23 protein-coding genes and 1 pseudogene are annotated in these 25,389 nt (G+C 69.3%); 11 read left to right on the top strand and 13 right to left on the bottom strand.

All coding sequences use genetic code 11. From position 1 onward, the window contains the following. Positions 1–38 precede the first annotated feature (38 nt). Complete coding sequence (locus OG584_RS20555; protein WP_405779839.1) at positions 39–896, top strand: helix-turn-helix domain-containing protein; 858 nt, start codon at positions 39–41, stop codon at positions 894–896. A gap of 191 nt (positions 897–1,087) precedes the next feature. Beyond that, positions 1,088–1,297 carry a DUF397 domain-containing protein gene (locus OG584_RS20550; RefSeq protein WP_405779837.1) on the top strand — a complete coding sequence of 70 codons (210 nt, stop codon included), beginning with the start codon at positions 1,088–1,090 and terminating at the stop codon, positions 1,295–1,297. Positions 1,298–1,422: 125 nt separating this feature from the next. On the opposite strand, the gene OG584_RS20545 is transcribed toward OG584_RS20550, so the two are convergent. After that, positions 1,423–2,322 carry a hypothetical protein gene (locus OG584_RS20545; RefSeq protein WP_405779835.1) on the bottom strand — a complete coding sequence of 300 codons (900 nt, stop codon included), beginning with the start codon at positions 2,320–2,322 and terminating at the stop codon, positions 1,423–1,425. A 91-nt stretch (positions 2,323–2,413) separates the two neighbouring features. Here OG584_RS20545 and OG584_RS20540 point away from each other — a divergent pair, with 91 nt between their 5' ends. After that, positions 2,414–3,241, top strand: a complete 828-nt coding sequence (locus OG584_RS20540; RefSeq protein ID WP_405779833.1) for an SDR family oxidoreductase — start codon at positions 2,414–2,416, stop codon at positions 3,239–3,241. A gap of 376 nt (positions 3,242–3,617) precedes the next feature. Next, the gene (locus OG584_RS20535; protein ID WP_405779832.1) at positions 3,618–5,201 is read left to right on the top strand and encodes a sodium:solute symporter family protein; all 1,584 of its coding nucleotides are present in this window, start codon (positions 3,618–3,620) and stop codon (positions 5,199–5,201) included. 93 nt (positions 5,202–5,294) lie between these two features. Here the strand turns inward: OG584_RS20535 and OG584_RS20530 are convergent, their stop codons facing one another. Together OG584_RS20530 and OG584_RS20525 are read right to left on the bottom strand one after the other, a co-directional pair. Further along, entirely contained in the window at positions 5,295–6,410 is a 1,116-nt protein-coding gene (locus tag OG584_RS20530; RefSeq protein ID WP_405779830.1) for an ADP-ribosylglycohydrolase family protein, read from the bottom strand. A 505-nt stretch (positions 6,411–6,915) separates the two neighbouring features. Beyond that, positions 6,916–7,758 carry a hypothetical protein gene (locus tag OG584_RS20525; protein ID WP_405779829.1) on the bottom strand — a complete coding sequence of 281 codons (843 nt, stop codon included), beginning with the start codon at positions 7,756–7,758 and terminating at the stop codon, positions 6,916–6,918. Positions 7,759–7,952: 194 nt separating this feature from the next. On the opposite strand from OG584_RS20525, the gene OG584_RS20520 reads away from it, so the two are divergent. After that, a complete protein-coding gene (locus tag OG584_RS20520; protein WP_405779827.1) occupies positions 7,953–9,410 on the top strand; it encodes a cutinase family protein in 1,458 nt (485 codons plus the stop codon). A gap of 112 nt (positions 9,411–9,522) precedes the next feature. Here the strand turns inward: OG584_RS20520 and OG584_RS20515 are convergent, their stop codons facing one another. Next, the gene (locus tag OG584_RS20515; RefSeq protein ID WP_405784191.1) at positions 9,523–10,368 is read right to left on the bottom strand and encodes a helix-turn-helix transcriptional regulator; all 846 of its coding nucleotides are present in this window, start codon (positions 10,366–10,368) and stop codon (positions 9,523–9,525) included. A gap of 254 nt (positions 10,369–10,622) precedes the next feature. Here OG584_RS20515 and OG584_RS20510 point away from each other — a divergent pair, with 254 nt between their 5' ends. Continuing rightward, positions 10,623–11,366, top strand: coding sequence for an SDR family oxidoreductase (locus OG584_RS20510; protein WP_405779825.1), 744 nt, complete (start codon positions 10,623–10,625; stop codon positions 11,364–11,366). Positions 11,367–11,417: 51 nt separating this feature from the next. Here OG584_RS20510 and OG584_RS20505 read toward each other — a convergent pair whose 3' ends face one another. After that, entirely contained in the window at positions 11,418–11,741 is a 324-nt protein-coding gene (locus OG584_RS20505; RefSeq protein WP_405779823.1) for a hypothetical protein, read from the bottom strand. A gap of 143 nt (positions 11,742–11,884) precedes the next feature. Here OG584_RS20505 and OG584_RS20500 point away from each other — a divergent pair, with 143 nt between their 5' ends. Both OG584_RS20500 and OG584_RS20495 read left to right on the top strand, forming a co-directional pair. Then, positions 11,885–12,709 (top strand): helix-turn-helix domain-containing protein, encoded by an 825-nt coding sequence (locus OG584_RS20500; protein ID WP_405779821.1) that lies wholly within the window; start codon positions 11,885–11,887, stop codon positions 12,707–12,709. Further along, the gene (locus OG584_RS20495) at positions 12,706–12,909 is read left to right on the top strand and encodes a DUF397 domain-containing protein (RefSeq protein WP_405779819.1); all 204 of its coding nucleotides are present in this window, start codon (positions 12,706–12,708) and stop codon (positions 12,907–12,909) included. Before OG584_RS20500 ends, OG584_RS20495 begins: the two co-directional genes overlap by 4 nt. Positions 12,910–12,993: 84 nt before the next feature. Here OG584_RS20495 and rox read toward each other — a convergent pair whose 3' ends face one another. Beyond that, positions 12,994–14,460, bottom strand: a complete 1,467-nt coding sequence (gene rox / locus OG584_RS20490; protein WP_405784189.1) for a rifampin monooxygenase — start codon at positions 14,458–14,460, stop codon at positions 12,994–12,996. A gap of 360 nt (positions 14,461–14,820) precedes the next feature. On the opposite strand from rox, the pseudogene OG584_RS20485 reads away from it, so the two are divergent. Beyond that, positions 14,821–15,210, top strand: a pseudogene (locus OG584_RS20485) (DUF1992 domain-containing protein); the annotation flags it as partial. A gap of 257 nt (positions 15,211–15,467) precedes the next feature. On the opposite strand, the gene OG584_RS20480 reads toward OG584_RS20485, so the two are convergent. The 6 genes from OG584_RS20480 to OG584_RS20455 all read right to left on the bottom strand — a co-directional run bounded on the left by OG584_RS20480 (position 15,468) and on the right by OG584_RS20455 (position 22,134). After that, positions 15,468–18,062, bottom strand: coding sequence for a bifunctional FO biosynthesis protein CofGH (locus OG584_RS20480; protein ID WP_405779817.1), 2,595 nt, complete (start codon positions 18,060–18,062; stop codon positions 15,468–15,470). A 510-nt stretch (positions 18,063–18,572) separates the two neighbouring features. Then, a complete protein-coding gene (locus tag OG584_RS20475) occupies positions 18,573–19,214 on the bottom strand; it encodes an OmpA family protein (RefSeq protein ID WP_405779816.1) in 642 nt (213 codons plus the stop codon). Continuing rightward, on the bottom strand, positions 19,211–19,750 hold the full coding sequence (locus tag OG584_RS20470) for a hypothetical protein (protein WP_405779814.1): 540 nt from the start codon (positions 19,748–19,750) through the stop codon (positions 19,211–19,213). Before OG584_RS20470 ends, OG584_RS20475 begins: the two co-directional genes overlap by 4 nt. Positions 19,751–20,521: 771 nt before the next feature. After that, positions 20,522–20,737 (bottom strand): hypothetical protein, encoded by a 216-nt coding sequence (locus OG584_RS20465; RefSeq protein WP_405779812.1) that lies wholly within the window; start codon positions 20,735–20,737, stop codon positions 20,522–20,524. 102 nt (positions 20,738–20,839) lie between these two features. Then, the gene (locus OG584_RS20460; RefSeq protein ID WP_405779811.1) at positions 20,840–21,592 is read right to left on the bottom strand and encodes a TetR/AcrR family transcriptional regulator; all 753 of its coding nucleotides are present in this window, start codon (positions 21,590–21,592) and stop codon (positions 20,840–20,842) included. Between the two features lie 269 nt (positions 21,593–21,861). After that, a complete protein-coding gene (locus tag OG584_RS20455; protein ID WP_405779809.1) occupies positions 21,862–22,134 on the bottom strand; it encodes a hypothetical protein in 273 nt (90 codons plus the stop codon). A gap of 34 nt (positions 22,135–22,168) precedes the next feature. Here OG584_RS20455 and OG584_RS20450 point away from each other — a divergent pair, with 34 nt between their 5' ends. Beyond that, positions 22,169–22,351, top strand: a complete 183-nt coding sequence (locus OG584_RS20450; protein ID WP_405779807.1) for a hypothetical protein — start codon at positions 22,169–22,171, stop codon at positions 22,349–22,351. On the opposite strand, the gene OG584_RS20445 is transcribed toward OG584_RS20450, so the two are convergent. Next, complete coding sequence (locus OG584_RS20445) at positions 22,330–23,160, bottom strand: LLM class F420-dependent oxidoreductase (protein ID WP_405779805.1); 831 nt, start codon at positions 23,158–23,160, stop codon at positions 22,330–22,332. The two genes, OG584_RS20450 and OG584_RS20445, sit on opposite strands and share 22 nt — an antisense overlap. A 187-nt stretch (positions 23,161–23,347) precedes the next feature. Between OG584_RS20445 and OG584_RS20440 the strand changes: the two genes are divergently transcribed. Next, complete coding sequence (locus tag OG584_RS20440; RefSeq protein WP_405779803.1) at positions 23,348–24,895, top strand: CehA/McbA family metallohydrolase; 1,548 nt, start codon at positions 23,348–23,350, stop codon at positions 24,893–24,895. Positions 24,896–25,389: the final 494 nt, after the last annotated feature.

Raw genomic sequence — 25,389 nt, 5'->3', positions numbered from 1 at the left:
GGTGGGGCTCAGTACGTCAAGCCGGAGGTGCAGTTCCCGTGGCGTCCAACGTCAACCCCACTGTCAGGCGACGCCGACTCGGGCAGGAGCTGCGCAGGCTCCGTGAACTCAAGGGCATGACGGCCGAAGAGGTCGCCGAGCGCCTGCTGGTCTCCCAGTCGAAGATCAGCCGCCTTGAGAACGGCCGCCGTTCCATCAGCCAGCGCGATGTCCGCGACCTCTGCGGCGTGTACGAGGTCGAGGACCACCGGATCGTCGACTCGCTGATGCAGATGGCCAAGGACTCCCGCCAGCAGGGCTGGTGGCACGCCTTCGGCGACATCCCGTACAGCGTCTACATCGGCCTGGAGACCGACGCGGCCAGCCTGCGCGTGTACGACCCGCAGGTCGTTCCGGGACTGCTCCAGACCCGGCAGTACGCGGAGGCCCTGATCGCCGGCGCACTGCCGGAGACCGCCGTGACCGACATCGAGAAGCGGGTCCAGGTCCGGCTGCGCCGCCAGGAGCGGGTCAGCGCCGACGAGTCCCCGCTGCGGCTCTGGGTCGTGATCGACGAGTCGGCGCTGCGCCGGGTGATCGGCGACAAGCAGCTGATGATCGGCCAGCTGGAACACCTCGTCGAACTGTCGCAGCTCCCCCACGTCACCGTGCAGGTACTGCCGTTCGCCGTGGGAGCGCACCCGGGCATCAATGGCCAGTACGCCATTCTGGAATTCCCGGACACCGCGGACTCAAGCGTCGTCTACATCGAGGGCGTCACCAGCGACCTCTATCTGGAGAAAGCGCACGATGTGCAGAAGTACAGCGTGATGTACGAGCACTTGCGCGCCCAGGCCCTCAACGTGGATCAGACGCGACAGTTCATTATGGAGATCGCGAAGGGCTACGCGCACTGAATAGCCATGTATGTCCGATTCCCGTACGCAGGGTCGGCACGGTACACCTGACCCGCCCCGGAGCGGAAGACCGTACCGGCATAAGCCATCCGGTCGAGTGAACGGCCGTCTCAGACCTGAGAGTTCACGAGTAGCGTCGATCACGCCACCGAGAACGTTGGCGCACACGACCACTGCTTACCGGAGCAAACATGGCAATTCAGCAGGGCGCGACCGAGACCTGGACCAAGTCTTCGTATTCCACGGGAAACGGTGCTTGCGTCGAGGTTAAGTCACCGCTTACTCAGGCAATCGCCGTGCGGGACTCAAAAGTCACCGACGGCCCGTCGATCACCTTTGTCCCCACCTCGTGGAACAGCTTCGTGAGCGAAGTTGGCCAGGGCACATTCAGTCTCGGCTGACCCCCGGTTCCATGATCAGCGCCACCGTGGACAAGAGCCCTCTCGACTGGATCGCCGTCCCGGCCGAGGGGGCTCGGCCCTGAGTGGCTACCGGCCCCGGCCCGTCATCCCGGCCGGTCGCCCTGTCAGCGCAGCAGGTCGACGTAACGGTCGGTACCCGGCACGGTAGGTATGAAGGGCGCCACCAGCTCCACCCGCCCCAGGCCGTGCTCGACCAGGTCCCCGTCGAGCCCGGTGAAGCGTGAATCCCAGACCTCCCTCGGATCGCACTCCAGGAACCAGAGCAGCGTGAGCCGGGTGTCCACCCCTTCCACCTGCTTCACATACGCCATGCGGTCGCCCGGCAATGGCGTGGGCCGGAAGACCGTCACCATCGCGGCCGGCCCGCCCGCGAGCCGCTTCGGCAGGCGCTTCGCCCGCAGCCACTCCAGCAACTCGGCGCGCTGCTCAGGGCCTTCGGTGTCGATCACCTCGACGACCAGTCCGGCGTACGGGTGGTCCAGCGCGTGGAAGTCGCGTGGCCCGGCCGCACCGTCCCGGTAGACCGTCGCCTCATGCTCCTGGAACGACGTGAAGACATGCGTACGGCCCTGGTGGACGCGGCCGTCGCGGTTCAGCCGTTTGTTGATGCCGACGGTCCACTTCATGTGCTCGTCGTAACGGCCTTCGGTCACCCAGTACGTCGTGATGTAGCACCCGGCGGTCACCGGCTGCGCGACCGCCGACTCCTCCGGGTACCGAAGCTCCCGCAGTTCACGGGTGGCGACCCAGCGGCGCCCCGCGTACATCCAGGGCATCGCCATCGCCCCCGCGTAGTAGTGATCGTCCTCGTACCACCGGTTGTACGCGTACTCGTGCCCCGGATGCGGCTCCACCATGGTGATCAACGCGTGGCCCGGCCGCACACCGTACGGGCCGACCGAAGCCAGCTCGCCGTACACCTCGCCGCGCGTGCCGCCGTCACCTGTGCCACCAACGCCCTTGCCGCCACCGCCTGCGCCGCCGCTGCGCGGTTCCTCGCTCATCGGCACCCCATCCTTCCTCTTCCCTCCACCGCCGGACGGACCTACTCTGACGGCCCGTCAGAAAAACTGCCAGAGCGCGGAGGGCCCCACCATGGAAAGCCGTACCGGGGAAGGCCGTACCGGAGAAGCGCGGGACGCGGCGCTCGCGGGCAAGACCGTCGTCGTGTCCGGCGTCGGGGCCGGCCTGGGGCACCAGGTGGCGGCGGCCGTGGTGCGGGACGGCGGCAACGCCGTGCTGGGAGCCCGCACCGAATCGAACCTCGCCAAGTCCGCTGCCGAGATCGACCCGGCCGGCGGCCGGACCGCGTACCTGCCCACCGACATCGGCGACGAGTCGCAGTGCGACGCGCTCGCCGCACTGGCAGTCCAGCGGTTCGGCGGGATCGACGCGGTGGTTCATGTCGCCGCCTGGGACAGCTACTTCGGCGGGCTCCAGGACGCCGACTTCTCGACCTGGCAGGGCGTCATCGACGTCAATCTGCTCGGCACGCTCCGGATGACGCGGGCCTGCCTGCCGGGACTCAAGGAGCGGGGCGGCGCGGTCGTCATCGTGGGGACGCAGTCGGCGGTGGCCGCTCCGTCAGAGGTGCACCAGGCGGCGTACGCGGCGTCGAAGGGCGCACTCACCTCGGCCATGTACTCCATGGCGCGCGAGCTGGGGCCGCACCGGATCCGGGTGAACACCGTGCTGCCCGGCTGGATGTGGGGGCCTCCCGTGCAGGCCTTCGTCCAGTTCACCGCGCACACCGAGGGCGTCCCCGAGGCGGAGGTACTGAGCCGGCTCACGGACCGGATGGCCCTGCCCGAGCTGGCCACGGACGGAGACGTGGCGGACGCCGCGATCTTCCTGGCGTCCGACCGCTCCCGGGCCATCACCGGCCAGTCCCTGCTGGTCAACGCCGGTGAACTGATGCGCTGAACGGTTCAGTCGGACCTCCTCTTCCCGACCGCACGGGACCCGCATCCCGTGCGGTCCTGCTGTTCTGCCCGCATCCGGCTGCGCCTGGCTGCGTAGGACCGTCTCTGGCGAAGTGCCCGCTCATGGTGTGGCCCCCGTCACTCCGAGAGCAACCAGTCCCGGGGTCAAGAGGGAGTAAAATCGTTCTGCTTACTGATCTGCGTTCATATTTGTGATCGTCGAACCCTTGACCGACCCTTGGCACAGAGGGTTCAATCCGTGAAGTCCCCCGGTCCCGCACGGGGGCACCGCCCGATCGACGTACTGGCGAAGCGTTTCCCGTTCATCGAGGTTCATCGAGATGAACTCAGTACAGGCGGACCCCTGGAGGGGGCACATGAACAGTCTCGACTGGACCGTGCTCATCGGTTACTTCGGCGTGATGATCGCAATCGGCTTCTGGTCCCACAAGCGTGTGGACGACGTGAGCGACTTCTTCACCGCCGGCGGCAGAATGCCGTGGTGGCTGTCGGGCATCTCCCACCACATGTCCGGCTACAGCGCGGTGATGTTCACCGGGTACGCCGGAATCTCGTACCAGTACGGCCTCACATCCATGGTCACCTGGTCGCTGCCGATCGCCATCGGCATCGGCATCGGCGCAAAGCTCTTCGCGCCCCGCCTCAACCGGCTGCGCTCCAGGCTGCATGTGGCCTCACCGCTCGAATACCTGAAGGACCGCTACAACATCCAGACCCAGCAGGCCCTGGCCTGGTCCGGGCTGCTGCTGAAGATCGTGGACGTCGGCGCCAAGTGGGCGGCGATCTCCACCCTGCTCGCCGTCTTCACCGGAATCACCATCACCCAGGGCATCTTCATCACCGGTGTGATCACCGCCATTTACTGCACGGTCGGCGGCCTGTGGGCCGACGCGCTCACCGAGCTGGGGCAGTTCGTCATCCAGCTCATAGCCGGTGTCGCGATGCTGGTCGCCGCCATGGGCAAGCTCGACGGCTTCAGCACGCTGTGGACGGTCTGGGACAAGCTCCCCAGCGGCCACACCGACCCGACGGCCGGCCCGTACACGATGACGTTCCTGCTGGCGTATCTCTTCATCAAGACCTTCGAGTACAACGGCGGCATGTGGAACCAGGCCCAGCGCTACATGGCCACCGATTCCCCGCGCTCCGCGACCCGTTCGGCCACGCTCTCCTCGCTGCTCTGGCTGATCTGGCCCGCCGTCCTCTTCTTCCCCATGTGGTGCGCGCCGCTGCTGGTGCACGCGCAGAAGCCGGACGCGTCGGACGCGTACGCGCTGATGTCCGAGTCGCTGCTGCCGCACGGGCTGCTCGGTCTGGTCGTCGTCGGCTTCTTCTCGCACACGATGGCCATGTGCTCGTCGGACGCCAACGCCATATCCGCCGTCTTCACCCGGGACATCGCTCCGGCCATGTCCAGGTCGGCACGGGAGTGGAGCAGCCGCACCGGGCTGCTGGCGGCGCGGATCTCGACGCTCGGCTTCCTCGCCCTGTCGATGGCGCTGGCGACCCAGATCAACTCGCCCACGTTCAAGGACATCATCTCGGTCGTCATCAAGTGGGTGGCCGGGCTGATGGGCCCGATCGCGATCCCGTTCATGCTCGGCCTGCTGCGCTCGTTCCGGAAGTCCGGGCCGACGGCGGCGCTGGTCAGCTGGGCCGCCGGGCTGCTCGCGTTCTACTTCACCAACTACCACCTGGATGGCTCGGCCAACACGGACGTCGCCCTGGAGTGGCAGGTCTCCCTGCCGCTCGCGATCTCGCTGGTGCTCTACATCCTCATCGGTTTCATCAAGCCCGAGGACACACCGGAGCGCGACGCGATCATCGCGATGGTCAACATGGACGGCGACGGACCGGACACGGCTGCGGCCGCAGCCGTGCCGGCGCAGGGCACCCCGGCCGACGGGAAGGTCCTGGGACGGGACCGCGCGGACGGCTGACACGCCGGCGGCCGGGGGGCCGCCGGAGGCGCGTACACGGTGGGGCCGCCCCGGAATGCGGAAGGGGGCGGCCCACCGTGTACCGCAGTCCGGTCAGCCCCTCGGGTAGCGGGAGAGCCAGGCCGGTGTGGTGAGCGCCGGGCTGTGCAGCGCCGGGCCCTGGGTCATCTCCATGGCGAAGTCGTCCGCGAGCTGCAGCACCGTGGAGCGCCCCTCCAGCTCCGCCAGCCAGCCCGGCGGCAGCGCGGTCTCGCCGTGCAGGGCGCCCAGCAGGCTGCCGCAGATCGCACCGGTGGCCTGCGACGGGCCGCTGTGGTTCACGGCGAGGCGGAGCCCGTGGCGTACGTCCTCGCCGACCAGCGCGCAGTACACGCCGATCGCGAGCGCGTCCTCGGCCAGCTCACCGTCGCCGAGCGACTCGACACGCGCCGGGTTCGGCATCCCCTGTCGCACGGCGCCGAGCGCGTGCTGGAGGGCGTCGGTGACCGGCTGGTGGCCGGGGCGCGGGGTCAGCTGACCGAGCGCGTGCTGCACCGCCGCGTCGAGGCTCTCGCCGCGTGCGAGCCCGTGCACGATGACGGCGTGTGCCCCCGCACTGAGGTAGCCGGTGGGGTGACCGTGGGTCTGCGCCGCGCATTCGACGGCGAGTTGGAAGACAAGCCCCGGCTCCCATCCGACGAGCAGCCCGAACGGCGCGGACCGGCTGACGGCCGACGCGTCACGCGCCTCCGGGTTCCTGGGCTTGTCCAGGGTGCCCATCACCTCGTCGCCGAGACCCATCAGACAGCTCCTGCTGGGGTCACGGCGGGTGTACAGCCACTCCTCGCAGGCGAGCCAGCCGTTGTCCTTGCGGCGCTCGTCGGGCCCCCAGTCGCGCTGGGTCGCCGCCCAGCGCAGATGGGCCCGGTACACATCGGTGGGCGGATGCCAGGCGCCCGTGTCCCGCCGGACCTGCGCCCTTATCAGGCCGTCGACCGTGAAGAGGGAGAGCTGGGTCGCGGCCGTGACAGCGCCGCGTCTGCCGTACACGACCGCGTAGTCGGTCAGCCCGCCGGCGCCGTGGGTCTCGCGTATCGCGTCGAGGCCGAGCCCCGCGACGCCCGCGCCCAGGGCGTCGCCGAGCGCACCGCCCAGCAGGCAGCCGCGCACCCTGCTGCGGAAGTCCTGCTGTTCGGTGCGGCCCCAGAGGGGTGTGGATGATGCGCTCACCCGGCACCTCCCCGTCGGTCCGTTCGATTGCGACTGCGCAGCACTGTAATCGAACGGGAACGCTCGGTCGAAGGTGCGATCCGAGTACGCGTAGGTATGTGGATCAACGTCCAGCAGGTCGTTTTTGACCACTCGGCCCCGGCCTGTGCGCCCGGTTCGGGTGAGGGCCCGGTCCGGCGGCCATGGGTGGGAGCCAGGCGCGGGGAAGGCCCGGTGGCCGAGGGGCCGCGTCCGCCAGGGAGTCAACTCCGGGTACTCCTGCGAGCAGCGGACGGATTCGGATGAACGGCGGGGACGGTTCCGCGAACCAAAGCTGCCCTGCCTCTGGACAACGCGTCACACGTGAAACACCATCACCTTCAGCAACGTGCCGCAGAACAGGAACACCGCGGCGCGTGGCACGGCGCTTTCTGGGGGGAGGCTCGTCGTGGCAGGTTTTCGGGGGGCCGGCTCCGGGTGCGCCTTGTGCGGCCGTCAGCTCTTGTGGAACCGTCGTCGTGACGACTTACGCGTCCGTCAGCGTGACGACGACCGCGACGGACCCCTCCGGGACTTTCCTGCCGCCGGCGTCGATCTGCTCGCCAGGCCCATGGACAGCCAGGTTCAGCATCGGGGTGCGGGGCGTGGCGGCGTCGTCCACGCCGTACCGGTAGCCCTTCTCGCCCGCGCGTTCGCGAAGCTCATCCACAACGTGCTGGCGTTCGCCGCGCCGAATGGTCATGACGCCGAGCGTGCACGGCCCGGTGAACTCGCCGCCGACCAGCCATGTGGCCACCCGCCGCCCCCGGAGGACGCCCAGGCGACGCGCTGTCCACGTCAGCCGGACCTGTGTCAGCAGCCGGGCACCCCACCACGTGAAGCGCCGCCGGCCCGGAGGCCGCGCGAAGTCGACTCCCAACTGTGCCAGGTGCGCTCTGGTCGCGGTGTTCGGCTGAGCGGAAGTGCTGCTGCCGTCCTCCGACCCGGTGAAGCCGGTCCGGAGGTGCAGGAAGAACCCGACCGAACCCTCCGGGACCGTGAAGCCGTTCAGCTCTCCGGGAGAGGCGAGACCGATGGCCAGATACGGAAGGTTCCTGACCCTCTTGTACCGGTAACAGTCACGCGTCACCTGGTCGGCAGGGCCTTGTCGACCTGGGTCGTGCGGCTCACGTACGTAACCGAGGGCCCGCGCACGGCCGTCGAGTGCGGCGAGCACCTGATCCGGCCGCCCGGCCCGGACCGTCACCACCTGCTGTGCGTAGGAGTCAGTGACGCCGCTGCCCGGAGCCAACCGGTCGGTGATGACGATCCCCTGCCGTGCCCCGAGCGCGCCGGCCACCGCGCAGAACATCGCCTGGAAGGCGAGCATCCTGCGCCCCGGCGGGACAACCGGCCGGAAGACGCGGCCCACCCCAACGTGCTGATGCAGCCGACGTGAACGCCACATAGCGCTGTCTCAGCCCCTTTTCACCCGACCAACTACCCAGGAGAGCCATGAATACGGGGAGCATACGCGCGAGACGGGCGCTGGGAGCAGGGGTATTACTCCTGTCCCTGACGGGAATGGCTTCGCTGCAGACAGCCACCGCCGACGCCGCACCAGGCCCCTCCCACGCCGTCGCCGCCAAGGGGGCGGCGTCATCATCGAAGGCACCGAAGAACCGGTCCGCCACCGACTGCGAGAGCTACGCCATACTCGGCAGCCGCGGCTCCGGGCAGCTTTTCGACGACCCCGAATTCCACGGCTACGGCGAACAGGTATCGGCGTTCCTCAACAGCTTCATCAGCGCCAAGGGCCTGAGCGAGGCCAACACGCTGCAGTGGGCCAACCCCTACCCTGCCATCGCCGTGGCCGGCGCGTCAGGCGTACCGAACTCGGTCAGCGCCAGCCTTGGATGGGGTACGTACACCAACTCCGTACAGATGGGACAGATCGCTCTCACCAACGAGATCGATTCGATCGAGAGCGCGTGCGGAAGCTCCACGACCATCATCCTGGCCGGCTACAGCCAGGGAGCACAGGTCACCGCGAACGCCTATCAGGCCCTTACGTCTGCCCAACTCGCCGACATCGGAGGCGTGGCTCTCTTCGGCGACCCGTTGTTCAACCCTGATTCACAGTCGGCGCGGGGCGACTTCACACCTGGGCGCCGGGGAGCTCTGGCACACCCGGCCAGCAGGACCAGGCCCGAGTTCCCGAGCTCCCAGAAGGTGTTGTCCTACTGCCACGGCGACGACCCGATCTGTCAGGGCTTCTTCAGCTTCAAACCCTTCGGCCTCACCACGTCGATGACCGGCCACCTCAACTACCAGGACAAGGGCGACGCCAAGGACCCGACGCCGTACACCACCCAGGCCGCCCAGGCCCTCGCGGGGACCGACCCCGACTCCCGGACCGCCCAGCGTCCCGTCAAGGCGGCAGCACCAGCGGCTTCGGGGACACCCTCGGCGCCGACGAACGCTTCCGTGTCGGTCTCCAACCCCGGGAACCAGGTGGACGCGGTTGTCTCGTGGAGCGCGCCGGCATCGGGCCCGGCCGTTCAGGGGTACGAGATTTACGGGACGAACGGCGTCCTGCTGGATGACATCGTCAGCAGCGGATCAGGATCGGTGACGCTTCCGTACATGGAACTGCCGTCCGCCATCGAGATCCAGTCGGTCAACTCCGCCGGAGAGGGCGGGACTCTCACCGTCAACCTCGGCACCGCCGAGCCGGACACGGTGATGACGCTGAACGGCCCCGCCGTATCCAGCGACGCAGGTGGCGACATGGACTTCTCCTTCTACGCCACAGCAGGGCAGAAGGTCTCCATCGATGGCACCCTCCCCGCCGGGGACGATGCCGGATACCTGCTGGCCGATCCGTCGGGTGACTACGTGGTCCCGAACACCGCCACGAAGGGCACCGGCGCCTCGCAGGCGCTGATCAGCTCGTACGCGATTCCGGCGGACGGGGTCTACACGTTCTACGTCAGCTCGTCCGGAAGCGGGACGGTCTCCGTCCGGGCGACCGCGAAGTAGAACAGGGCAGGTCCAGCACGTTCACGGCGACCGGCAGCAGCGCGAAGGGCTGCTGCCGGTCCGTGGAACGGCCGGGCCCCGGCGGGACACCTCCCGGAGGACGAGCGCGGGGTCAACCGCCCGGGAAGCTCTCCGCGCCGAGGACGTTCAGCAGGCTCAGCCTGTCGTAGCTGTCGGTGCCGGGCGTCGCGGTGAAAACGAGCAGCGTCTGTGCGGTGTCGAGGTCCTGCAGGTTCTGGCAGAACAGGTCGATGCGGCCCACCTGCGGATGGACGAAGCGTTTGGCGTCGCTCCAGCGCAGGCCGACCTCCTGCCGCTCCCACAGCGACGCGAACTCCTCGCTCTCCCGAAGCAGGCGGGCCGCCAGGCGGGACGCCTGCGAACGGGGTCCGTCCCGGGTGGCGACCGTCCGCAGGAGCGAGACATTCACCCGGCTGTAGTGGTCGTGGTCGTCGGGAACGTACCGGCTGCGGGCATCCCGGTCGGTGAACCAGCGGTAGGGGGCGCTGCGCGCGTCCCCGGTGTAGTGGGTCTGCTCTCCGAGGAGGGCCACGGCCGGCGGCGTCTGGAGCAGCGTCTCACCGAGCGGGCCCATCACCTGGGCCGGGGTGTCCTGCAGCCGGTCCAGGATGCGCATCAGCCCCGGGCTGACGTGCTCACCGCGCAGCCGCCGGTGGGGTGTGCGGTGCCCGCACAGGAGAAACAGGTGATCACGCTCGTACGGGGTGAGGCGCAGCCCGCGGGCGATGGCCGCCGTCATCTGCTGCGAGGGCTGCGGCCCGGTGCCACGTTCCAGCCGGGCGAAGTAGTCGGCCGACATGTCACACAGCTCGGCCACCTCCTCCCGCCGCAGCCCACGGGCCCGCCGGCGCGATCCACGACGCAGCCCCACGTCCTCCGGTTGCAGCGACTCCCGCCGGACACGCAGGAAGGCACCCAGCGACGCGCGGTCCGCCATCTCATCCATGGGTCTCCTCCCGTACGTCCACGTCCACGTCCACGTCCACGTCCACGTCCACAATCGTCGCAGCCTCGCGGGATCTCAGTGGTCCTTAACCACTGACCGGCGATCAGTGGCTGAGCGGGCCCTTCATCCGTGCCGCCGGACGACGTCCACTGGTCGGTGCACGCCGAGCGTCGCTACAGGTACCTGCACACCGGGTGTCGGCACACGTCGCTCTCACCACCACCCGACCACAGCGGAGAACACCCATGAAGCTCACAGGCAACACTGTCTTCATCGCCGGGGCGACCTCCGGTATCGGTCTCGGCCTCGCGCTGAGACTGCACGCGGCGGGCAACCGGGTCATCGTCTCCGGGCGCCGCGAGGAGAGACTGGCCCAGATCGTCGCGGAGAACCCCGGTATCGAGTCCGTCGTGCTCGACACCGCCGACCCGGTCGCTGTCCGGGACGTCACGGCGCAGTTGGTGCGGCGCTTCCCCGATCTCGACGTCCTGGTCGCGATGGCGGGGATCATGCGGCCGGAGGACCTTCACAGCGGCGACTTCCTGAGTACGGCGGAGGCGACCGTGACAACCAACTTGCTGGGCCCCATCCGTCTGGTGGCCGCTCTGACCGAACATCTCGCCACCCGACCGCACGCGACGATCATGACGGTCTCCTCCGGGCTGGCCTTCGTCCCCCTGCCGATGACGCCGACCTACTGCGCCACCAAGGCCGCCATCCACTCATTCACCCAGAGCCTGCGTGTCCAACTGGACGGCACCGGTGTCGAAGTCCTGGAACTCGCACCCCCGGCAGTGCGCACCGCCCTCATGGGGCAGGAGGAGGCGGAGAACGCCATGCCGCTGGAGGCCTTCCTCGACGAGGTGATGGACATCATCGGGTCCGACGAGCAGCCGGCCGAGATCCTCGTCAAGGCGGTCGAACCCCTGAGGTTCGCCGAGGCCCGCGGACAACACGCCGACGTACTGCGCATGCTGTCCAGCCACTGAGCGGCGCCGCTCCTACGGGCCGCGCCGCGTCACGCAATCGGATGCGGGCCGCTACTCCACGGCTCCCCCATACTCCGCATCCCCTCCCCCTCCGCCGTCACTGATCCGGCCGCCCCTGCTGTACGCGACACGAAGCACGTCACCGAGCGACTCGGTGGCCCGGGTCAGCGCGAACCGTAAGGCCCACTCCCCCGCCGCCCCATCGGCCAGCACCGCACGGGAACCGGCCAGCACCGCTTCCGCCGAGTCCATCTGCTGATCCTCGAGATCGTCGGCCAGCCGGGACAGCACACTGCGCGGGTCGTCGCTGCTGAGGTAACACGGTTTGCCGTCGGGGGTGGTCCACGGCAGGAGACGGAGCAGGGAGTCGGGCATGGTCGGCGCCTCGCAGGGGATCGCGGGTTCGGCTCTTCACTGACGAGCGGTGATGACCGTTCGTGTCCCGATGGTTACCCCTTGGCCCTACGCTCGGAAAGGGACGCGCGATTGCCGTCGCGCAGGACATCGGGAGGGGCCCGATGACCGAACAAACCGATATGGACGAGGAGTCGGGGCGGGCGGCACTGGGACGAGCCCTGCGGTATCTGCGCGAGAAGTCCGGCAGGACGCTGAGCGAGCTGGCCGGAGAAACGCGGTACGACAAGAGCTACCTGTACCGGCTCGAAGTGAGCCAGCGCCTCTCGAAACTCGCGGTGATGGAGGACCTGGACCGTCATTACGGGACCGGGGGGCTGCTGGTGCAGCTGTGGAAGGTGGCGCGTAGGGAGGTGTTCAAGGACAAGTACAAGGAGTTCATGCGGCTGGAGCTGACAGCTCAGATCATGCACAAGTTCACACTGGGCGTCGCTGGTCTATTGCAGACCGAGGCTGTGGCGCGGGCCCTGTTGTCCGGTGATCAGGAAACGGAGGGAGAAGCGGAACAAGTGGAGGAGCAGGTCATAGCGCGCCTTGGACGGCAGCAGCTGCTCTACCGCAACCCGGCACCTTCGGTCCGGATCATCATGGACGAGTACGCGCTTCGGCGTCCTGTCACCGATTCTCGGGCATGGGAAGAGCAGCTGGAACACCTCGCTGAAGTGGCCGAGTCGACGATGGTTACTCTCCAGATTCTCCCCCTATCGGCCGGAGCCCACCACTACACGCAGGGCTCCCTCACTCTGCTCTGGCAAGCAGACGGCAGCGCCGCTGCCTACACGGAGGGCAACCGATGCGCAGAACTTATGGAAGATCCGGCTGATGTAGCACGCGCCAGGCTGTCTTACGATCGGCTGCGAGATCTGGCGCTGCCCCCGTCCGACTCCATTGCCTTCATCAGGGGCGTCCTGAAGGAGCACGAAGGATGAATCGCAAGCCCGATCTCTCTACCGCGACATGGCGCAAGTCGAGTTACAGCGACGGCGGCGACAACAACTGTGTCGAGGTCGCAGACAACTGCCCCGGCATCATCCCCGTACGCGACAGCAAGACAGCCCCCGCAGGCCCCACGCTCGTCTTCATGGCGGGCGCCTGGGCCGCCTTCGTGGAGTTTGCCGCAGGTCACTGACCCAGCGGCCGACGGTCGGCGTTGACGGCCGCGGGGCCGCGGGGCCGTCAATGCGCCGACCGTCGGAAGCGGCCCCCCGCCCACTCAGCCCGCTGCGGCGCCGAACCACTCCGGCAGTGCGCTCAGCAGATCCCGCTGGTCCTCGCCGACCCACGCCACATGACCGTCAGGACGCAGCAGTACGGCAGGGGCGTCCAGTTCCTCGCTGACGTCTGCGACATGGTCGACCCGGTCGTCCCAGCCCGCCGCCGAAAGGCGGCCGGTCTGGTCGAGCAGCAGGCCGCGGCCCGCATGCATCAGTCCGTACAGATGGCCGCGCTTGAGCTCCACGTCGCGCAGCCTTCGGCCGAGCAGTTCGTGGCCCTCACCGAAGTCGTAGCGGATAGCCGTCGCAGTGATCTTCTCGGTGAGATGGCGGCTGACGTCGTCGAAGTCCATCAGTTCCGACACCAGACGGCGCACCGCCTGGGCCCCCGGCTCGGTGGACATCAGCTCCATCTGTGCGCGGGTGTTGTCCAGGACGTCGGCGGCGACCGAGTGCCGTTCGGTCTGGTAGCTGTCCAGCAGCCCCTCCGGCGCCCAGCCGGCGATCTCGGCGGCCAGTTTCCATCCGAGGTTGAACGCGTCCTGGATGCCCAGGTTGAGGCCCTGACCTCCGATCGGCGGGTGGGTGTGCGCCGCGTCACCGGCCAGCAGCACCCTTCCGGCCCGGTAGCGCTCGGCCAGCCGTGTGGCGTCGCCGAAGCGCGACAGCCAGCGCGGCGAGTGCGCACCGAAGTCGGTTCCCGAGACCACCCGCAGCTGCTGCTTGAACTCGTCGAGAGTCGGCGGAACCGTACGGTCGTCGGCCAGTCCGTCGGCGGGCACCACGACGCGGTACACGCCGTCCCCGACCGGCCCCAGACCGAATCGCAACTGGGTCTTGCGCACTTCGGTCACCACACTGGTCACTGTCTCCGGCGGAACAGCCACCTCCATCTCGCCCAGCAGTGTCTCGGCCCTGCTGGGCTCACCGGGGAAGCCGATGCCGAGCAGTCTGCGCACCGTGCTGCGGCCGCCGTCGCAGCCCACCACGTAGCGTGCACGCAGCTGTGCGCTCTCCCCGGCGGCACCGGCGGCACCGCCGTGGGCGCCACCACTGCCCAGCTCGACGGTCACCCCGTCCGCATCCTGGCTCAGCCCGACCACGGCGCAGCCGCGTCGGATCTCGGCGCCGAGCTCGGTGGCGTGCTCGGCGAGCAGCCGGTCGGTGACGGGCTGCGGGATCCCCAGAACATACCCGTGTGCGGTGTCCAGCCGGCCGGGTGCCGGCTTGCGGATAGCGGCGAAGAAGCCGCCGAGCGGATACTTCTTGCCTTCCGCCAGGAACCGCTCCAGCAGCCCGCGCTGGTCCATCACCTCGATGCTGCGTGCGTGCAGGCCGAGCGCGCGGACGTACGCGGCCGGCTCCGGCTCCTTCTCCAGAACGAGCACCTGTACGCCGTGCAGCCGCAACTCGGCGGCGAGCATCATGCCGGTCGGTCCACCGCCGACGACGATCACATCGATCATCAGAACCCCCATTTCACCCACGTTCACCACGTTGAATTCCTCGAAGCCGGATCCCCGGGTTCTGGCTTCGAGCGGTGATTCTGTGCCATGACCGGGGCCTTGCCGCAAGCCCCCCAGTGCGCTATACGTTAGGAGTGGGGAGAAGTGTGTATGCCTTCTCCGTTTCCCGGTGAGCCTCCTGGTGGACGTATTGGGGTGGGCGTCTTGATGAGCCTCCTGCTGAGGCAAGCTACCGGGTCGATTCTCCTGGCCGGTCCCCAGGCGGGAACTGTCCACGTGCGCAGGACACCCGTATCCACAGTCACACGGTCCACACGGTCCACACGGTTCGGTGGGTACCGGGAGTGGGAGAATGACCCCATGACTGAGCGAAAGCCCCCGGGGCTCAGCTTCGAGTCCTGGGTCGACCGGCAGATCCGCGAGGCGGAGCAGCGCGGCGACTTCGCCGAGCTGCCCGGTGCGGGGAAGCCCCTGCCCCACATGAACGCGCCGTACGACGAACTGTGGTGGATCAAGCAGAAGATGGCCCAGGAGGGCTCGGGGGCGATACTTCACCCAACTCTCGCGCTGCGCAAGGAGATCGAGGACGCCCTGGCCGAGGCGGCGCAGGCCCCGTACGAGCGGCGGGTGCGCGAGCTCCTGGAGCCGGTCAACGAGAAGATCACCGCCAACCTGCGCACGCCGCCGCCGGGGCCGCCGCTCGGCCGCCCGGTGATCGACATCGACGAAGTCGTGTTCCAGTGGCAGCAGGCCCACGGCAAGGACAGCGGCCCGGCGGGCTGCGACGGCAGCGTCCGGCCTCAGGGTGGCCCGGGTGCGGGCCCTTCCGGCGGACACCGTGAGGACGCCGTCCCGGCGTCCGGCGCGGAGCGGCCCGGCCTGCTGGGCGAGCGTAAGCGGAAGCTCCGCCTCCCTCGTCTGCGACGCCGCGGCTGATGTAACACGCGGGCCGGCCGGAGTGATCCCGGCCGGCTCCGCCCGTCATCAGGTGCTACGTGTGGCGGCCATCAGTCCAGCACCGGCAGCAGCTCCGGCAGGTGCCCGTCCGAGGTGCGCGCCGCCTCCATCCGCTCCTCCGGCACCGGCCCGTACAGCGTGTTGCGCGCGCGGGCCGGCCGGCCCGCCAGATCGGCGATGGCGATGAGGTCCTGCACCGATCGGTACGAGCCGTAACTGGAGCCTGCCATACGGGAGATGGTCTCCTCCATCAGCGTGCCGCCCAGGTCGTTCGCCCCGGAGCGCAGCATCTCCGCCGCGCCTTCCGCGCCCAGCTTCACCCAGCTCGTCTGGATGTTGGGGATGTACGGGTGGAGCAGCAGCCTGGCCATCGCGGTGACCGCACGGTTGTCGCGGGCCGTCGGGCCGGGCCGGGCGATCCCTGCCAGATACACCGGGGCGTTGGTGTGGATGAAGGGCAGCGTCACGAACTCCGTGAAGCCCTCCACGCCCTTGGCCAGCGCGGTCTGCTGGATCTCAGCCAGGGTGCGGAAGTGGCCGAGCCAGTGCCGGGGCTGGTCGACATGGCCGTACATCATCGTGGACGAGGAACGGATGCCCAGCTCGTGGGCGGTCGTGATGACCTCGACCCAGGTCGCCGTCGGCAGCTTGCCCTTGGTGAGGACCCAGCGGACCTCGTCGTCCAGGATCTCCGCCGCGGTACCGGGGATCGAGCCGAGGCCCGCCTCCTTCGCCGCGGTGAGCCATTCGCGGATGGAGAGGCCGGTGCGGGTCGCTCCGTTGACCACCTCCATCGGGGAGAACGCGTGGACGTGCATCCCGGGGACGCGGTCCTTCACGGCCTTCGCGATGTCGAAGTACGCCGTGCCGGGCAGGTCCGGATGGATACCGCCCTGCATGCAGACCTCGACCGCGCCGACGTCCCACGCCTGGGCGGCACGGTCGGCGACCTGGTCGAGCGAGAGTGTGTACGCGTCGGCGTCGGTGCGCCGCTGGGCGAAGGCGCAGAAACGGCAGCCGGTGTAGCAGACGTTGGTGAAGTTGATGTTCCTGGTGACGATGTACGTGACGTCGTCACCGACCACGTCCCGCCGGAGATCGTCGGCGATCCGGGTGAGCGCGTCCAGCGCCGGGCCGTCCGCGTGCAGCAGTGCGAGCGCCTCGTCGTCGGTCAGCCGGGTCGGATCGGCCGCGGCCTGGGCCAGTGCCTGCTTGACGTCGGTGTCGATCCGCGACGGGACCATGCCGGGGGCGGCCTGTTCGCGCAGGGCATCCCAGTCCCCGTACACCTCGTCGAAGTCGTCCCGGCGGTCGGATGTGCGGCCCTCGGTGTCGATGGTGGTGTGCAGGTCGGTGCGGCCGGTGGCGGTGAAGCCCTCGTCGGGCTCCTGCCAGGGCAGCCCTGACGGCTTGACGCCCTCGCGGGCCAGACCGGTCTCCGGGTCGGCGAGCGCCCGGACGTGCGGCACGAGGCGGGGATCCAGCCAGGGCTCACCGCGCCGGATGAACTCCGGGTAGATGGTGAGCCGTTCGCGGAGCTGGAACCCGGCCGCCGCGGTCCGTTCGGCCAGCTCGTCGATGTGCGGCCAGGGGCGCTCCGGGTTGACGTGGTCCGGGGTCAGCGGTGACACCCCGCCCCAGTCGTCGATGCCCGCGCCGATGAGCAGCGCGTACTCCGCGTCGACCAGGTTCGGCGGGGCCTGGATGCGGGCGGACGGGCCGAGGAGGTGCCGGGCCACCGCGATGGCCGCGGCCAGCTCCTCCAGCTCGGCGTCTGGCATCGCGCGCATCGCCGTGTCGGGCTTGGCCCGGAAGTTCTGGACGATGACTTCCTGGATGCCGTGGTAGGAGCGTGCGGTCCTGCGCAGCTCGAAGAAGGCGTCGGCGCGCTCCTCGTACGACTCGCCGATACCGATCAACACCCCAGTAGTGAAAGGCACATTGGAGCGTCCGGCGTCCTCCAGGACGCGCAGCCGTACGGCCGGTTCCTTGTCGGGCGAGCCGTAGTGCGGGCCGCCCGGCTCGCTCCAGAGTCGGGTCGCCGTGGTCTCCAGCATCATGCCCATCGAGGGGGCGACCGGCTTGAGCCGCTGAAGGTCGGTCCAGGACATGACGCCGGGGTTGAGGTGCGGCAGCAGCCCGGTCTCCTCCAGGACCCGGATGGCCATGGCGCGTACGTAGGCCAGGGTGTCGTCGTACCCTTCGGCCTCCAGCCATTCGCGCGCCTCGGGCCAGCGGTCCTCGGGACGGTCACCGAGCGTGAAGAGCGCTTCCTTGCAGCCGAGTTCGGCGCCCTGACGGGCAATCTCCAGCACCTCGTCGGGGGAGAGATACATGCCGTGGCCCGCACCCCTGAGCTTGCCGGGGACGGTGACGAACGTGCAGTAGTGGCACTTGTCCCGGCAGAGCCGGGTCAGCGGGATGAACACCTTGCGGGAGTAGGTGATGACCCCTGGCCGCCCGGCCGCCTCCAGGCCGGCGTCCCGCACGCGCGCCGCCGACGCGGCGAGGTCACGCAGGTCGTCGCCGCGCGCCTGGAGCAGGACGGCCGCCTCAGCCGTATCGAGGGCGACACCGTCCCTGGCCCGCTTGAGCGCGCGGCGCATGGCGTTTGCGGTGGGTGCTGCGGGCTGCGGATCAGTCATGAAGCGAGCATACGAGCGCGATTTCGCACTGTCTGCGGCGCCGTGCCCGCAGTGACGTCACGTTACGCCCGGTCACCCAGGGGCGCCCCAGCAGGAGTGATGTGCGGCGGGCGGGCGTACTGGGCCCCGGGCGGGAACGGCAGCGGCCCCAGCGGCCTGCCTCAGCGGTCCCATCCATCCGCTCACGCGGCGAACCTGCCGTACCTGCTCGGCACGGCGGAGCAGAAGCAGCCACCCGCCCGGCCGACCGGGTGATCGCCTGCTGGTCCTCGTTCCCGCGTTCCGGCAGGCCCGCCGCGCACGGACGGAGTGGGGCCGGGAGCTCGCCCCGAGGGGAGGCACTGCCGCCTGCGCCAGGAGGCAGCGCGCCGGAGTCAGGGGCACGGAACACTGCTGTCTTTCGGGGACGGGCTCGAAGGCCACGCCGCCTCCTGACGGACGCCGAGCCCTGCGAGCCGGGGTGAGGGCCCCTCCGGCCGTCGAGCCGTCGAGCCGTCGAGCGACTGTGCCTTACCCCTTCGTCCCCCGCCCGAACGAGATCTCCACCCGCCGGTTCTTCTTCCGGCCCTCCTCCGTGGAGTTGTCCGCGATGGGGTCGTCCTCGCTCTTGCCCGCCACCTCGTAGGCGATCCCGGAGGCACCCAACTTCACGGCGAGCGCACTGTGTACGGCCTCGGCGCGCTGCGTGGACAGGGCCTTCCCGTGGGCGTACGTCCCCAGGTTGTCGGTGAAACCACTGACCGTGACCTTCCGCGGGCCGTTCTTCCTGATCTCCTCGGCGACCTCGGCGAGCCGGGCGCCGGCGCGGGTGCTCAGCTCCGCACTGTCCTTGGCGAAGAGGACCTCGGACTGGAGGGTCAGCTTGATGTCGTCGTTCGACTCCTCGCGCCCCGAGTCACCGGAGAGGTCTCCGGAGACCGACAGGATGTCGACCACCACCGGAGGGGCCAGCTCAGCGCCCTTCTTCAGCTCCAATATCTCGGCGTGCGGATCGACCGGGACTGGCGGCGGCTCGGACGAGGCGCTGGGCGAGGGGTCGGCACGGGCCGCAGGCGCATCGTGCAGACCGAGGAACGCCGTCAGGCACACGGCAGTGAGCGCGCAGGCCCCGAACCGGGCGGCAGCTGTGCGTGCCGTCGTCGCCGGACTCACTGCGCGACCGTGATCGTGACGGGGGCGGTACCGAAGGTCGGCATAGCGAAGTCGACCGCCGTGGTGCCCTCCGGCGGCGCCGGGAACTGGACGTAGACCGGGGCCTTGTCACCGGGCTGGAAGACCGTGTGGAACTGGTTGCACAGGCAGTTGCCCTGGGTGTCCCGCAGCGGGTAGTAGCGCTTCTTGCCCTTGAGGTCCGCCAGGGAGGCACCCGACGAGGAGTAGCCGTTCTTGAGCGCCAGATCGTTGCCACCGGTCCAGTGGTTGGTGTTCAACGCCTCCTTGCCGTCGTTGCGCATCTCGCCGCGGACGGTCACTACACCACCCTCGTACCGCTGGACGGAGTCGATGGTGAGCACCGCGCCGTTCGCACCCTTCATCTCCAGACCCATGCCCTTGGGGTCCGCGGCGGCAGGCTTTCCGCCACCCTCCTGTTCGGCGGCCGGCTTCTTGCTGTCCGGCGCACCACCCGAGTCGCCCCCGCACCCGCTCAGAGAAAGCGTTGCGACGGCGACGAGGCCGACGGCGGCCACTCTCACATCAACTCGGCGCAGTCCATACCCACTTCGGCGCCCGAGACCGGTCCGTGCCTGTACTTCACGCGTCATGCTTCCCCCTGCGTTCCCCCGCGACTGCAACGCGTTGCACAGTAACGCACGCGAACCTTGTTCCCCGAGGGTTCACAGGGCGGACAAAGAACCTCCACAGGGGCCCGGGGAAAGCCTTCTTGCCCTGGGTACACGGCAGTTGCGGGAGTCACTCAAGCGGCGGCACCGGCAACCAGAAGGGCCATGCCGGGCAGCACCCGCCGCAAGATGGAGATGAGTTCGCCGGTACGGCCGGGCTTGGCGTGAAGGGCGTTCGCGGCCCAAACGCCCACGATTGCTCACCCCACGATCGCTCACCTCCATGTCCGAGGAAGGACTTGATGAGCGACCGGATCATCCGAGGACCGACACGTCCTCCGACCAGCCCGGCTTCCGACCCACCCTTCCGCCGACCGGACCATCCACCGACCTGCCTGCGGCCGGACCTGCCCAGGGTGGGCGGACCGCCCCTTGATGCCCGGTCCGTCACAAGAACGCCGTCACGGTCACTCCCGAGGGCGAGGCCACCCTGGCCCGCTGCGCCGTACTGGCCGAAGGGGCCAACGCCGAGCTCCTGGCGCCGCTCGATCCTGACGAACAGCAGGAGCTGGTGGCGCTGCTCGCCAGTGTTCACGAGGCAACGTGACCCCGTGCCGTCACGTACGGATCCGAGCCCGATACGTGCAGACCTCACTCCTCACGTTCAGACTTCACTCCTCACCAGGGCGCGGGCCACACATCGTGGCCGCCCCCGTGCCATTCGATGATCGATGTCGTCGCGAGCTCTGTCTCGTCGACGCCCTCCAGACCGGCGCTGCGCAGAAGCTCGACCACGTCCTTCTGGCTGTGGGCGACGCCGAGGGCCTCCGTACCGGACTGCACGCGTCGACCGCCCGACGCATCCGGCGGGTAAATGATGACTGGCACTTTCATACCTCCAGCGTGCGCCCGGTCCGCCGTTCCGGCCCCTGGGGAGGCTTGGATTCCGGTCCGCACCTCTCGCGCGGCGTCCGCACCGAACGGCCCCTGTCGTGGTCAGGGGGCCAGGAGGTCGCGCAGCTCCGCTTCGAAATACTGCGCGGGATCGAATCCCATCCCGGTGAAGTGGCCGGCGAGTTCCAGGGACAGGGCACCGTGCAGCCGGGTCCAGAGGGTCAGGGCCCGATGGAGGGCGGCGGACGGGGCGGGATGGCCGTGCGCCCACTCCCGGTGGCCTTCGAGGTGCGTCGCGAACGGCGCCGGGGAGCCGGCGGAGGGCAGCGACGCGCAGGCGTCGAGCAGGGCCTCCATGATCTCGGAGGCGATGGCGGTGATGTCGTCCGGCGCGTGGTAGCCCGGAATGGGCGTGCCGTACACGAGAAAGTACCGGTGGGGGTCGTCCAGGGCCCAGCCGCGCAGGGCGTACGCCAGCGCCACCACGGTGTCGGCGCCGGGGACGGGAGGCTCGGATTTCACCGGGGCGGCGCCCCCCGGCCCTGAGTTCGCCGGGGTACCGGAGGGCATGGAAGCCACGGACGGTGCGGGCGGCGCGGAAGCCGCAGAGACCTCGCGGACGGTGTCGGCCAGGCTTCGGTACGCCTCTCTGACCAGCGCGGTGATCAGATCGTCGCGACCGGCGAAGTACCGGTAGAGGGCCGGTCCGCTCATGCCCATCCGCTTGGCGATCGCGTTGAGCGAGAGCGCGGACGTCCCCGCCGTGGCGATCTGTTCCCACGCATGCTGCTTGATCTCCGTGCGCACCTGGACGCGGTAGCGCTCACGCGGGGTCTTCGCGTCCGATTCAGCCACCGACCTGCCACCTTTCGTGCCGTCCGGCGTACCGCACTCGCACCGTTCCCGACCCAGCACTCGATTTAGTTAGAGGCTATCACGATGGTTAGGGATGGCTCCTGAGCTGAGTGCCGGAACTTCACCGCACCGGTGGGTCCGGGGTCGCCGACCCACAGCCGCCGTGCCACCGTGCGCTGGTCGGCCACCGGGCCGGTCGGCCGCCGCCGGAGGGGACCCGGGGTACTGACGCCCGGCGGGTGGCCGGGCGCCGCAGTCGGACCACGGAGTCAGCGGCGCACTCCCCTGAACTGCATCGACACAGCCCCCTCAGGCGTACGGCGACTCACGGAGACGGTGCCCCAGATCTCCCCCTTCGGCTCCTGCAGGAGCGTGAGCGGCACGGGCCCCGGAGGGAAATCAAGATCGTCGTCCGAGACGACCTGTGTGCGCAGGACGCCCGTGCAGCCCTCCGCGGAGAAGGCGAGCGTGGCTTCCACAGGCAGGACGTGACTGTCTATGACCAGCACCGCCTGGCCGCTGTACTTCGGTTCCTGGAGCACACCAACCAGCTTCCGCCCGGTCACCGGTCACCGCATGTCGGAGAGCCACCTCCCGGGCCCCACCACGGCACCGCACGGCCCCGGCACCGGCCGCGCGGCCCAGCGCCAGCGCCACCAGCACCAGCACCAGCACCAGCACCAGCTGAACGACCTGCCCGCGCCGTGTGCGTGCTCGCACCCCGGCGCGGTCGGCAGTCAGCGCAAGTGCGGCGCGTAGGCATCGAGCACCTTCAGCACGGACTCCTCATCGCTGGACGGAAGTTGGAGAACGACCTCTTCGATGCCCAGCTCCGCATAGTGAGCCAGTTTCCCCGAGGTCGGCTGCACGGCGTACGGCACGACCTGGAGCGCCGCCGGGTCGCGGCCCGCGTCCTCCCAGACCTGTCGCAGGACCGGCATCGAGCCACTGAGCCCCCCGCCCCCGATCGGCAGCCACCCGTCCGCGTACTCCGCGATCTGGGCGAAGAGCTTCGGTCCGGCAGCCCCGCCGATCAGGGTGCGTACGTCGCCACCCCGCGGTTTCGGGTAGGCCCGGCTGGCCCGTACGGAGCCGAACTCCCCCTCGTACGCGGTCGGTTCCGCCGCCCACAGAGCACGCATCAGCGCCATCCGGTCCCGGCCCTCCTCACGGCGGCGCGTCCACTCCACACCATGGTCGGCGGCCTCCTCCCTGTTCCAGCCGAAGCCGAGGCCGAGCGTGAAACGGCTCCCCGAGAGGTGGTCCAGGGTCGCGATCTGCTTGGCCAGGTCGATCGGGTCGTGCTGTGCGATCAGGGTGATGCCGGTGCCCAGGGTCAGGGTGTCCGTCACCGCGGCGGCCTGCCCCAGGGCGACGAACGGGTCCAGCGTCCTGCCGTACTCGTCGGGCAGCTCGCCCCCCATCGGGTACGGAGTGGTGCGCTCGACCGGGATGTGCGTGTGCTCGGGGAGATACAGCCCGGCGAAACCGCGCTGCTCCAGTTCCCGCGCGAGCCGCACGGGGGTGACGGTCCGGTCGGTCAGAAAGATCGTGGTACTCAGCCGCATGGCATCCGCCCTCATTCGCCGTGTGATCCGTGCCCGTGGCGGCAGAGGTTATGACGTGCGGGCCGAAAATCCGAGCGTCGTGTCACGGTCTCCGTCCCGCCCCCTTCCCTTCCCACCCGGTTCACGGCTGAATACCAGGGTTCAGCTGCACCCCTCGCGTCCCCCACAGACCCCTGGAGCCGTTGACATGAACCCTGGAGAACTGACCCCCGGTGAGCTCGGCCGGCGCGGCCTGCTGGTGACGGGAGCCGCCGCCGCGCTTACGTTGGGGAGCGTGAGCTTCGCGAGCGCGTCGGACGGAGACAGCGGTCACGGCAGCCCCGGCGGTGGTGGCGCCGCCGCCCCGGACCGGACGAAGACCGTGCGGGGCACGCTGCCGCCCGGCTCACCCGACTACGTCTATCTGCCGGTGGACGTCCCCGAAGGCGTCCGCGAACTCTCGGTCTCGTACACCTACGAGAAGCCGGTCGTGCCCGCCGGTACCCAGGGCAACGCCCTGGACATCGGCATCTTCGACGAGCGCGGTACGGCGCTGGGAGGTCCGGGGTTCCGCGGCTGGTCGGGCGGTGCCCGCAGCGAGTTCTTCATCCGTGCCGACGAGGCGACCCCCGGTTACCTGCCCGGCCCGGTCCGTGCGGGCAGGTGGAACATCGCCCTCGGCCCGTACACCACGGCCCCCGAAGGCCTCCCGTACACCGTCACCATCACCCTGCGTTCCGGCCCCACCTCCGCGACGCCGAAGCCCGTGTACCCACCGGTGCGCGCCAAGGGGAGGGGCCGCGCCTGGTACCGGGGCGACTGCCACATCCACTCCGTGCACTCGGACGGCAAGCGCACCCCGGCGGAGATCGCGGCGCTGGCCCGGTCGGCGGGGCTCGACTTCATCAACACCAGTGAGCACAACACCAGTTCGGGCCACCGAGCGTGGGAGGGGCTGTGGGGCGACGACCTGCTCATCCTCACCGGCGAGGAGATCACCACCCGCAACGGCCACGTGCTGGGCATCTCCACCGACCACGGCACGTGGGTCGACTGGCGCTACCGCGCCCGCGACAACCGCTTCGGCCACTACGCCCGTGAGATCCGCCGTGCGGGCGGCCTGGTCGTCCCTGCCCACCCGCACGCGACGTGCATCGGCTGCAACTGGAAGTTCGGCTTCGGCGAGGCCGACGCGGTCGAGGTGTGGAACGGCCCGTACACCCTGGACGACGAGGTGTCCGTAGCGGACTGGGACAACACCCTGGTCAGCGGCGGCACGGCGTGGACTCCCGCGATGGGCAACAGTGACGCCCACAAGGACCCGGACCGGATCGGCACCCCGCAGACGGTCGTACTCGCCGACGAACTCAGCAGGGATGCCGTCCTGGCGGGCATCCGCGCGGGCCACTCGTACATCACCGAGTCCTCCGCGATCTCCCTCACCTTCGGCGCCACGGGCGGCCGCGCCGCCCACGCGGGCATCGGCGAACGCCTCCGGGTGGACAGCGGAACACCGGTGACGGTCCGCCTCGACGTCACCGGTGCGCCCGGCTGCACAGCGAACTTCGTCACCGACCAGGGCACGCTGTATTCCACACCGCTGCCCACGTCGGGGACCGGCACGGCAGAGTGGACCACCACGCCCGCGTACGCGAGCTACGTACGCGCCGAGGTACGGCACGCACCGGCTGCGGCCGGCCTGCCGGGGGCACTGGCGGCGCTGACGAATCCGGTGTTCCTGGGGGAGGGGCGATGACGGCGGCGAACGCCATCGGACGCTCATGGTGCAAGGACCCCCAAGGGCTGCTCGCGCCCTCGGCCCGTACGCTCCCGCGGCAGGCCATGGGTTGAGGCCTTCCCCGAGTGCGTGGGGTTCGATTTCGAGTTCCGCCCGTCGCACAGAGCTCGTACAGAGCTCGTAACAAGAATATGACCGCCGACGGGGTCACAGTCGGTTGAACCCGCCCGGCGATCCGGCAGTCGCGTTCACCAGGGAATGCGACGGACCTCTGAAATCTGAAAGGAGACCAGGAACCAGATCACCAGGGGCACGAGGACAAGGAGAATGAACGCAGCGAGGGCCTTTGCCCACACCGCTGACTTGCCGACGCCTTCAGGAGGCATGTCCGCTCCGGATGACCGTCCAGGCGCAGGCGATTGCCGATGCCCGCCGGATGCTACTCACGCAGCCGGGGCCCTGGGAGCGGTTGTCGCCGAATCCTGATGTGCACGTGTGGAGTTCGAGACCGG

The sequence above is a fragment of the Streptomyces sp. NBC_00859 genome (genome assembly GCF_045161865.1).
Classification (GTDB): Bacteria; Actinomycetota; Actinomycetes; order Streptomycetales; family Streptomycetaceae; genus Streptomyces.
Note: the sequence above shows the minus strand (reverse complement) of the source record. Positions and strands in the feature narration are given on the sequence as shown.

Bases quoted from the DNA above. Each gene is read 5' to 3' on its own strand.
- rox (WP_405784189.1), bottom strand. From the start codon at position 14,460: ATGATCGATGTGATCGTCGTCGGCGGTGGACCGACCGGCATGATGCTC.
- OG584_RS20535 (WP_405779832.1), top strand. From the start codon at position 3,618: ATGAACAGTCTCGACTGGACCGTGCTCATCGGTTACTTCGGCGTGATG.
- OG584_RS20510 (WP_405779825.1), top strand. From the start codon at position 10,623: ATGAAGCTCACAGGCAACACTGTCTTCATCGCCGGGGCGACCTCCGGT.
- OG584_RS20445 (WP_405779805.1), bottom strand. From the start codon at position 23,160: ATGCGGCTGAGTACCACGATCTTTCTGACCGACCGGACCGTCACCCCC.
- OG584_RS20540 (WP_405779833.1), top strand. From the start codon at position 2,414: ATGGAAAGCCGTACCGGGGAAGGCCGTACCGGAGAAGCGCGGGACGCG.
- OG584_RS20465 (WP_405779812.1), bottom strand. From the start codon at position 20,737: ATGAAAGTGCCAGTCATCATTTACCCGCCGGATGCGTCGGGCGGTCGA.
- OG584_RS20480 (WP_405779817.1), bottom strand. From the start codon at position 18,062: ATGACTGATCCGCAGCCCGCAGCACCCACCGCAAACGCCATGCGCCGC.
- OG584_RS20525 (WP_405779829.1), bottom strand. From the start codon at position 7,758: ATGCTCGCCTTCCAGGCGATGTTCTGCGCGGTGGCCGGCGCGCTCGGG.
- OG584_RS20515 (WP_405784191.1), bottom strand. From the start codon at position 10,368: ATGGCGGACCGCGCGTCGCTGGGTGCCTTCCTGCGTGTCCGGCGGGAG.
- OG584_RS20545 (WP_405779835.1), bottom strand. From the start codon at position 2,322: ATGAGCGAGGAACCGCGCAGCGGCGGCGCAGGCGGTGGCGGCAAGGGC.
- OG584_RS20500 (WP_405779821.1), top strand. From the start codon at position 11,885: ATGACCGAACAAACCGATATGGACGAGGAGTCGGGGCGGGCGGCACTG.
- OG584_RS20520 (WP_405779827.1), top strand. From the start codon at position 7,953: ATGGCTTCGCTGCAGACAGCCACCGCCGACGCCGCACCAGGCCCCTCC.
- OG584_RS20505 (WP_405779823.1), bottom strand. From the start codon at position 11,741: ATGCCCGACTCCCTGCTCCGTCTCCTGCCGTGGACCACCCCCGACGGC.
- OG584_RS20450 (WP_405779807.1), top strand. From the start codon at position 22,169: ATGTCGGAGAGCCACCTCCCGGGCCCCACCACGGCACCGCACGGCCCC.
- OG584_RS20550 (WP_405779837.1), top strand. From the start codon at position 1,088: ATGGCAATTCAGCAGGGCGCGACCGAGACCTGGACCAAGTCTTCGTAT.
- OG584_RS20440 (WP_405779803.1), top strand. From the start codon at position 23,348: ATGAACCCTGGAGAACTGACCCCCGGTGAGCTCGGCCGGCGCGGCCTG.
- OG584_RS20495 (WP_405779819.1), top strand. From the start codon at position 12,706: ATGAATCGCAAGCCCGATCTCTCTACCGCGACATGGCGCAAGTCGAGT.